This window comes from Clostridium sp., assembly GCF_051656525.1.
Lineage (GTDB): Bacteria > Bacillota > Clostridia > Clostridiales > Clostridiaceae > Clostridium.
Window position 1 is genome coordinate 1 of the sequence record NZ_JBOGCC010000145.1, and the last position, 5,362, is coordinate 5,362.

Consider the following 5,362-nt stretch of genomic DNA (forward strand, 5'->3'; position numbering starts at 1 on the left):
CCATGAGATTCATTATTATTTCTAAATCTTGGTCTGAAATTAAACCATCTGATGCCAATTCGGATATTTTATCTCTTACTTGCATAGGGACAGTTTCATCTTGTATAAGTTCATATGCTAATTGCAATCTTTTCTTAGGTGTTCCCTCTTGAGCCATATTGTTGATTGCTTCTTTAACCCTATTATTTGCATTTTCTAAATCATTAAGTAATTCATATTCACTAGCAATGTCGTATTCAGGTATTTTTAACATTTTAGCAAATTCTTCTGTACTTATTTTTCCGCCTGTCAATTCAGACATCGCTTTAGCAATGTTGTTAACGCCGTCTTTATACGCAAGAGATGTTATTTTTCCACTTTCCCACGAAGAGTTTAATTGGTCAACTTGACTTATATATTCGTTAAACTTAGGTATTTTAACCTTGTCTCCCTTACCTATCCAATCGCTTAATGACTTTCCTACCTTATCCATATCTGAGGCGTTGAATTGAGAGAAATCAAGTTTTAAAGCACTACTCATAGCCTTTTTAACACTATTACTAGCTTTGTCTAAATCGGAATTTCGTCCAAATAAATTATCTAAATAATCTGATGAATCTTTACTTACATTTTTCCTTTGTGTTGCAACCGAATCTATGAACTTCTTTTCTTCTTCTTTATATTTTCTAAGACCAGCAAAATATTTATCTGCATTTTTTATAGTATTATCATTTTTAGAAAGTACATTTTCTAACCAATTATCACCTAGTAATTCGTTATAAGTTCCTGTAACTTTGTTGTAAGCACCCTTAGTTAATTCATTTTTTTTATTAACTAAATCCAAAAGTGCCTGATTTCTTTTATTGGCTTGTTCTTTATATTTATCTCTACTTGCCGACGATTTATCCTTTAGGTCATCAGCTAATAGTTTACTTTGTTCACGTTGAGCCTTTTGATATTCTCTTACTAAATCTTTGACCTCACCGACTCTTGCTTTTATAGGACTTCCATTTTCATCATACACAACAAGGTTAGGATCAATTTTTTCTAAATCTTTTAATACTTTATTATATTCTTTTTGTTCTTCTGCTGTCTTATTTGTTATTTTTGATAACTTTTCATACTGACCTAAAGTACCCGATAGTTTCAACTCTTTACCATTTAAATCATCAAGTGTTTTTTTGTACTTCTTCGTACTTTTATTTAATTCTTCCCATTGTCTAGTACCTTTTGTATTATGTTTATCTACTGCTATTTGAATTCCCTTCAACACTGTAAAGGCTAAAGCTACCGCTCCTATAGTTCCAGCTAACCCCATCATTGTAACATTTAACCCAGTAAAAGCAGATAACGCTGCTGGAATTTTAGAAATAGACGCTGGAATACTAGTCAATCTCATTCCAATTAGAGATAGTCCATCAGCGAAATTACCTGCATATTTAAATGAAGTAAATGCAGTTCTTAACAAAGCCATTCCAGCTACAGTTACAGGTATTCCCATATTCAGCTTATCAATCGTAGTTATAACTTTACTTATTCCTTGTGAAAATGTATCAAGTCCACTAACTCCACCTTTAAGCATATCAGAATTAAATATCGTACTACCTATTCCTGCCCATGTAGCCTTTAAACTGGCTAATTTCCCATTTATTGAGTTTATATATTTTTCATTCTCTTTTTCAGCCGCATTAAAATGTTCGCCTTTAGTGTATCTACCCATTAATTCTTCATATTGGTCATAATTTTTCATTAATGAATTGAATACCGCAGATTGTTGTTTACCAGCTATCGCCTCTGACAATCCTTTTCTTTGAGTGTCGTTTAATCCATCCCATTTTTTATTAACTTCATCCAATATAGTAGTCATGTCTTTAACTTGTGTTTTACTTTTATCTGTGAACACATCTATTCCAGCTATGGAAGATAGAGCCTTAGCTGTTTTATTCATGGAAATACTTCCATCTTTTGCGCTAGTTTTTATACCAGCTAAATTTACAGCCAGAGCCTTTAACCCATTACCAGTTCTACTTGGATCTTGAAGTGAAGCATTAGCAGCTACAATTAAAGCTGTAGATTCTTGGATTGATAATCCATATCCAGCCATAGTTGCCCCACCATTTTGCATGGCAGATAATAAACCAGCAACATCAATTGCATAATTATTCCCAGCAAAATTCAGAACGTCCATTGAATTTGCTAAACCTGTGGTTTCTTTATTGACACCATTAACACTAACCTTGAACTTTTCTAGTGGGTTTATATCGAACGTATTAATTAACTGAGCTATACCTTGAGTAGCCATTGAAACGTCCATATCGCCGACATTGGAGAATATCTGAGCATATTTAGCCACTTCTTCAGCAGCCTTCATTCCACCTTTTACCCCAAGCTTTGTAGCCTCAGCCATAGAATTAACAATTCCACTAACACTACCAGCCGTAGTTTTTGCTATTTGAACTGCATTATTAGTTATAGTTTTAATTTGAGATGAAGTTGCTACATCTGAATCTTTAGCAACTTTCTTTAAGTTAGTCATACTTTTGTCTAATTCTAATATCTCAGTTTTAATACTTCTTATTCCTGATACCAACGCAGTACCTATTAAGAATCCTGGTGCTAATGTAGAAAAACTTTGGAATATTTGACTAAATGTACCTTTTACTGTTTTACTAACACCTACTAATGATTTCATAGATGATTGCATTTGGTTTACTTGAGTATTTACTCCGTTCAATCCTGTTTGTAATGTTCCTAGTTTAACATTCCCAACTCCACTTTGAAGTTCTTGAGTCTTTTTAATTAGATTATCTATTCCACTTGTATCTTTACCTACAGTCTGATATTGTTTTTTCAATTGCTCTAATTGAGATATAGTTTTAGAACAATCTATATTAAATTTATTTTCTAATTTAAGCTGATTAGCGTCGGTATTTATACCCTTAAATTTAGTCTGAAGTTCACTTAATTTACTATTCAGTTTGTTTAATTCTTCCCCTGACATTTTAGACATATCAAAGTTATTAACCATATTCTGTAAACCTTGAAATCTAGTCTGCAATGAATTCAATTGAGACATATTTACATTTGGGTTGTTAAAGGCACTTTTTATCTCAGCACCTAATTTATTAACATTACTTGATATAGATGAAAATGTCTTAGAAAAACTAGCCTCTAGCTTTTGAGTAGAGGTCGTAGCAAACGCTTTAGCCATTGCAAGTTCAGTTTCAGTCATTTTAGATTTCACTTGATTTATAGCATTTCCAACTTGACCCAACTGAGTTTTTAGTACCCCCATTGATTTTGGATTGACTTCTTTGGATAATTGCCTTTGCAATGCATTATATTGATTTTGTAATGCTTTAAATTCTGATAAAGTCTTAGACGTTTGACTATTTCCTTTTGACTTTCCGCCCACGTTAACTTGATTTGCAATTGTATTTATATTTTTTATTATACCTAATACGGAATTCAATGAACCAACCATACTAGATGTATCTGCTTCTAATTTTATCTTTTTATTGGATCCGTCTGATATTAATTTATTAAGTTGTTCTTTGGCTTTAGAATCATCTAATGATGTTTGGACTTTTATCTGAAATTCGGACATACCTACCACCTTCCTTTTAATTTTTTGCATAGAAAAACCACTCCTATGCGAGAAGTGGTAATTTAAATATTATTCAATTGGTATTCCTCTGCTTATTAAATACTGTTTTAACTTTTCGGGTATTTCTTGTTCACATCTACTAAATGATTCATCCATTATGTTACTTGCACCTCTATTCCACGTTGAACCCGCCTCAAGAAATTTTATTGGATTTCCTACAGATTCACCCGTTATTAAAGATACCCAATGACCATTATCTCTGAACTCAGCGAACGCCTCGTGTCCATATCCTTCTGATTCTATCGAATCGAAAATTTGATAAGTATATCCTTTTACCTGACTCTGAGTTACTTCATCCATTATTTGTTTTATATCCTCACCAGTTTTAGGCATAGCTGAGTTTAAAACCATTTCAACATAAGCAGTAACACTTTCTACTGAATTAAATATCATTTTCCTCAACTCCAATAGCTTTCATCATATCGCTAGAATTTGATACAAATCTTTCAAGATTTTCTAGTTCATTAGTTAATTGTTTATTCATCTCTTCTAACATCAACCTTCTACTATTATTTATATTCTTACATAGAACTTCATACTGCAACTCATATACCATTTCATCTAGTTCATGTATTAATATTTGAAATTCTAAAGAAGGATTAACGACTATATCATTTATGTCCGTCTCATCAGCCTTTATATCTGTAAATTCCATTATTAATGTTTTGTAATATGAGTCATTTGCACTTATAATTTCATCTTCTTTGCAATCAACTATTTTGGACAATTCTTCAAGCATTTGCAACCTTCTATCACCTATGATATTATACACTTCTATTTGTTGTTCATCCCCATTTATATTTTTAAAGGGTATAATACACCTTACTATATCATTTTTTAACTCATTTAAATTTACTCTATTATTCTCCATAACGTCCTCCCTATTTAAACTCATATTTTTCATCGTATCTATTTCTAAGATTAATTTTGTCCGTATCATAAATTTCTTCATTTTCATATCTAGGATATGCTATAAGCATAAATGTATCTTCCACCTGTTTTACTTCATTTATATCAATCTTACCGTCATTTAATATGTCAGATACACCCATAGAGTAACTTATATATCTATATATGTTCTCTACTTTACCATCATACTCTCTTTTATCTATATCATTGTTATAATTATTTAAATATTTATCAATTAAATCCAAATCTAAGTCATTCATTACTTTAATATCATTTTCTGATGATTTAACCATATCAGTTATAAAATCATATAACAATACAATATTTTTATCACCATATGGTATTTTATCTTCGTATTTGTAACACATTGAATATATAAGTGCTGCCGATAGAGTTACTTCCTTCTCCATTTCATATATAATTTCTATTTGATCATTAATAATTTCTATATCTTTTTCACTTAACTTATTGCTACAACCTACAACATTTATACATAAACCTACAATTAACATCAAACTCAATATTTTTCTCATTTCTACACCTCATTTATTAATTTTATATACTATAATATTAAATCTTATATAAAAGTTCCACAACATAATTCATTCGACAAATTTTACTGATAAACAAGTCGTGAAACAGTTGCAAATACTGAGGCGTAGAAATGGAATTGGTAAATAAAATTTACATTTTATATATTTGTTTTATATTATTAATTTTATAATACATTTGTAGGCAATGGAATTGTCAATATAACCACTCCATCATATTTTAATATTATTTCAGTTGTAGTAGTTTCCTGTGTGA

General features: G+C 30.7%; 4 protein-coding genes. All 4 read right to left on the reverse strand.

Annotation, left to right across the window (positions count from 1 at the left end; all coding sequences use genetic code 11):
* Positions 1 to 3,586: phage tail tape measure protein (locus ACRDDY_RS07335; protein ID WP_438564296.1), on the reverse strand; the 3,586-nt coding region annotated here is incomplete at its 3' end.
* A 69-nt stretch (positions 3,587 to 3,655) separates the two neighbouring features.
* Positions 3,656 to 4,039 carry a hypothetical protein gene (locus tag ACRDDY_RS07340; protein WP_438564297.1) on the reverse strand — a complete coding sequence of 128 codons (384 nt, stop codon included), beginning with the start codon at positions 4,037 to 4,039 and terminating at the stop codon, positions 3,656 to 3,658.
* The gene (locus ACRDDY_RS07345) at positions 4,029 to 4,517 is read right to left on the reverse strand and encodes a hypothetical protein (protein WP_438564298.1); all 489 of its coding nucleotides are present in this window, start codon (positions 4,515 to 4,517) and stop codon (positions 4,029 to 4,031) included. Before ACRDDY_RS07345 ends, ACRDDY_RS07340 begins: the two co-directional genes overlap by 11 nt.
* A 10-nt stretch (positions 4,518 to 4,527) precedes the next feature.
* Positions 4,528 to 5,088, reverse strand: a complete 561-nt coding sequence (locus tag ACRDDY_RS07350) for a hypothetical protein (RefSeq protein WP_438564299.1) — start codon at positions 5,086 to 5,088, stop codon at positions 4,528 to 4,530.
* Positions 5,089 to 5,362 lie beyond the last annotated feature (274 nt).

Coding starts and splice junctions, on each gene's coding strand:
- ACRDDY_RS07345 (WP_438564298.1), bottom strand. CDS start 4,517: ATGGAGAATAATAGAGTAAATTTAAATGAGTTAAAAAATGATATAGTA.
- ACRDDY_RS07350 (WP_438564299.1), bottom strand. CDS start 5,088: ATGAGAAAAATATTGAGTTTGATGTTAATTGTAGGTTTATGTATAAAT.
- ACRDDY_RS07340 (WP_438564297.1), bottom strand. CDS start 4,039: ATGATATTTAATTCAGTAGAAAGTGTTACTGCTTATGTTGAAATGGTT.